Annotated in this window: 2 protein-coding genes and 1 pseudogene; 2 read left to right on the forward strand and 1 reads right to left on the reverse strand. The window is 69.2% G+C overall.

The features are described from left to right. Positions 1-2,651: family 78 glycoside hydrolase catalytic domain (locus tag GA0115259_RS35555; RefSeq protein WP_107469379.1), on the forward strand; the 2,651-nt coding region annotated here is incomplete at its 5' end. 104 nt (positions 2,652-2,755) lie between these two features. On the opposite strand, the gene cobF is transcribed toward GA0115259_RS35555, so the two are convergent. Further along, complete coding sequence (gene cobF, locus GA0115259_RS35560; protein WP_093604508.1) at positions 2,756-3,565, reverse strand: precorrin-6A synthase (deacetylating); 810 nt, start codon at positions 3,563-3,565, stop codon at positions 2,756-2,758. Positions 3,566-3,686: 121 nt separating this feature from the next. Here cobF and GA0115259_RS35565 point away from each other — a divergent pair. Then, positions 3,687-3,836, forward strand: a pseudogene (locus tag GA0115259_RS35565) (heterodisulfide reductase-related iron-sulfur binding cluster); the annotation flags it as partial. Positions 3,837-3,840 lie beyond the last annotated feature (4 nt).

Raw genomic sequence — 3,840 nt, forward strand, 5'->3', positions numbered from 1 at the left:
CCGCCCGCCCCGACATCGTCCGCGCGACTCTCCTCGCCACCGCCGACGACGACTTCACTCTCCATCTCAACGGCCGGTGGACGCTCCACGCGCCCGAGCAGGTGGACGGCTGGCGCACCGGTCTGATGGCCGATGTCACCGAGGCCGTACGGTCCGCCGCCGACGGCCGGCTCGTCCTCGCCGCCCGTGCCACCAACCGCGGCAATGTCTCCGTCAATCCGGCGGGACTGCTGGTCCGGCTGCTGATCGAGACCGCCGACGGCGTGCGCCACCAACTCGTCACCGGTGCGGGCTGGCGCGCTGCCGAGACCGAGCAACCAGGCTGGGAGCGCCCGGACTTCGACGACAGCGCCTGGACCGAGGCCGCCGTCCTCGCTCCGTACGGCCAGGGACCATGGGGCACCGGTGTGTCGTTCGCCGTGCCCGAGGCGCCCGTGCCTCTGCTGCGCCGCGAGTTCACCGTCACCCGACCGGTCAGGCGTGCCCGGCTCTATATCAGCGGACTCGCCTACTACGTCGCTGAGTTGAACGGGAAGCGTGTCGGCAGTCAGGTGCTCGATCCGGCCTTCACCGACTACGACGAGACGGTGCTGTACGCGGTGCACGATGTGACCTCGCTCCTGCGGCGAGGAGACAACGCCATCGGCGTGACACTCGGCCGGGGCTTCTACGGAATGACCACTCCCAATGTCTGGAACTGGCACCGGCCGCCCTGGCACGGCGAGCCCCGGCTCCTGTGCCGACTGGAGATGGAACACTCCGACGGCTCCCGGACCACCGTCGTCTCCGACACCGACTGGCGTATCACCGAAGGCCCCACGCTCACCAACTCCCTCTACGCGGGCGAGACATACGACGCCCGGCTGGCGCCCGAGGGCTGGACCCGGCCAGGCTTCGACGACAGCGCATGGCGCCGTCCCAGCGCCCAGCCGGCTCCCGGAGGCAGCCTGCGCGCCCAGCCGCTCGATCCGATCGAGGTCGTGGAGACGCTCACTCCCACCGCGATCAGTGAGCCGCGTCCCGGTGTGTATGTCGTGGACATGGGCCGTACGACCGCGGGCTGGAGCAGGCTGACCGTACAGGCCCCGGCCGGCACCACCGTCCAGCTCGTCCACGGCGAGAAGCTCAAGGACGACGGCACCGTGCACGCCGAGACCGGACATGTGCCGGGCCGCTTCCAGCGCGACGAGTACATCTGCGCGGGCGGCGGTACGGAGGTGTGGGAGCCCTCGTTCTCGTACAAGGGCTTCCGCTATGTCCAGGTCAGCGGGCTGCCCACACGCCCGCTCCCCGCCGATGTCCAGGGCCGTGTCGTCCATTCGAAGGTGGCCGAGGTCAGTGACTTCCGCTGCTCCGAGCCCTTCTACGAACAGCTCGACCGGGCGATGCGCCGCACCCTGCTCAACAATCTGCACGGCATACCCACCGACACGCCCATGTACGAGAAGAACGGCTGGACCGGCGACGCACAGCTCGGCGCGCCCGTCATGACCTATGCCTTCGGAGTGCACCGCTTTCTGGGCAAGTGGCTCGGCGATCTGGCGGACAGTCAGAACCCGGACGGCCAGCTCCCGGTGATCGTTCCCAGCGGCGGCTGGGGCTACGGTGATCTCGGGCCGTCGCCGGAGTGGACGACCGTATATCCGTTCCTGATACGGGAGATGTACCGGATCTACGGCGACGACCGCGTGGCGCGCGAGCACTGGCCGACTCTGATCCGGTATCTGGACTGGGAGTTGGACCGGCTGGTGGACGGTCTCGCGGTCACCGCGCTCGGCGATTATCTGCCGCCCGGCTACGGCGGAAATCCGCCCGAGGACACCCGGCTGACGGCGACCGCGTATCTGCACCGCGCGCTCACCCAGACGGCCGAGATGGGCGAGCTGCTGGGCCACGACGAGGACGCGGTGCGCTACCGCGCGGCGGCCGACGGGCTGCGGGACGCCTTCAACGCGGCCTTTCTCGACACCTCTTCCGGTCACTACAGGACCGCGAAGGATCCCGGCTACCGGCAGACCTCCAACGCCCTGCCGCTGGCCTTCGGCCTGGTCCCGAGCGGCGCCCGCGCCTCGGTGCTGGACAGTCTCGTCGCCGACATCACCGCCCGTAGCAACCATCTCAACACCGGCGCCCTGGGCACGAGCGTGCTGCTGCGGGTCCTGTGCGCCCACGGCCGCCCGGATGTCGCGCACGCCATAGCCACCCAGCGTACATATCCGAGCTGGGGCTACTGGTTCGACCACGGTGCCGACACCATGTGGGAGATGTGGCCGCTCGACTCCCGCTCGCGCGACCACTACTTCCAGGGCACGGTCGTCCAGTGGCTGTACGAGAACGTCGCCGGGCTGCGCCCTGGGGACGCGGGCTACCGGACCTTCACCGTACGGCCCGACGGCCGGACCGGAGTCAGCTGGGCACGCACCTCGATCCGTACGGTCCGTGGCACGGCCTCAGTGGCATGGTCGCTGATCGGCCGGGAACTGCGGCTCACCGTACGGGTGCCGGTCGGCGCGAGCGCCGAGATCCATGTACCGGCGGCCCGCCGCGAGGAGGTGCGGGCGCCGGGCGGCGCCGTGTATCTGCGTACGGAGCCGGGCTTCGTGGTGTACCGCGCGACGCATGGCGAGTGGGAGTTCGTGGGACGGAGCTGACGAGCGGAGCCGGAAGAGGGGCTGACGGGGGAACTGGAGGAAGGGCGACGGGGAGTTGAGGGGGAGTTGAGGGCGGAGTGGATTTGAACGTTTCATTTCCCGGGTCATTCCGCGTGGAGATCCCGGTCGCGGTCCGGCTCCCGGTCCCGGCGCAGCAGATAGGTGTCCATGATCCAGCCCTTGCGCTCCCGGGCCGCCGACCGGAGCTCCTCGATACGGCCGGCCACCTCCGAGAGCCGCCCGGAGACCAGGATCTCGTCCTCCGTTCCCACATAGGCGCCCCAGTGGATGACCGGATCGGCCGCGAGATGGTGCCGGAAGGACTGGTGCGCGTCGAGCATCACGACGAGGTCGTCCACGCCCTCCGGCCATCCCTCCGCGAGCCGTCGGCCCGTGGTGATCTGCACCGGCCCGCCCACCCGGTTCAGCCCGATCCGGTGCCTGGCGGCGAGCGCGGAGACACTGCTGATGCCCGGGATCACCTCGTGCTCGAACCGGACCGTGCCACGTGCCAGGACCTCTGCCAGGATCCCGAGCGTGGAGTCGTACAGGGCGGGATCGCCCCAGACCAGGAACGCGCCGGTCCGGTCGTCGTCCGGCCCTTCGCCCAGCTCGTCGGTGATCATGCGCTCGTAGAGATCGGCCCGCCGGCTCCGCCAGTCGTCGACGGTCCCGGGATAGCCGGCACCGTCGGCCGCGGCGTCCCGCAGTGGATCGCGGGCCTCCACCAGCCGGTAGCGGTCGCCCTCGGCATACCGGCGCAGGATCTCGTGCCGCAGACCGATGAGATCGGCCTTCTCCGCACCCTTGTCGAGGAGGAAGAAGACATCCACCTCGTTGAGCGCTCTGACCGCCTGCACGGTGAGCTGGTCCGGGTCGCCCGCTCCGATACCGATGACATAGATCTTTCTCACCACGTCGAGTCTGCCGTATGCCCGCCGCGTGCTACTCATCGGAGGTCTGACGCCTTTTCGCGATCTCCGTCGCCTCTCGAAGGGCTTACGCGTATCACCGCACACCGCATATGCTCCGCCCATGCGTGCCGCCCTTTTCGTCACCTGTGTCAATGACGCCGTCTATCCGTCCACCGGGATCGCGACCGTACGGCTCCTCGAACGGCTGGGTGTCGAAGTCGACTTTCCCGAGGCGCAGAGCTGCTGCGGCCAGCCTCAGTTCAACACCGGCTAAC

Origin of the sequence: Streptomyces sp. MnatMP-M17 (assembly GCF_900091995.1) — a bacterium.
Taxonomy (GTDB): domain Bacteria; phylum Actinomycetota; class Actinomycetes; order Streptomycetales; family Streptomycetaceae; genus Streptomyces.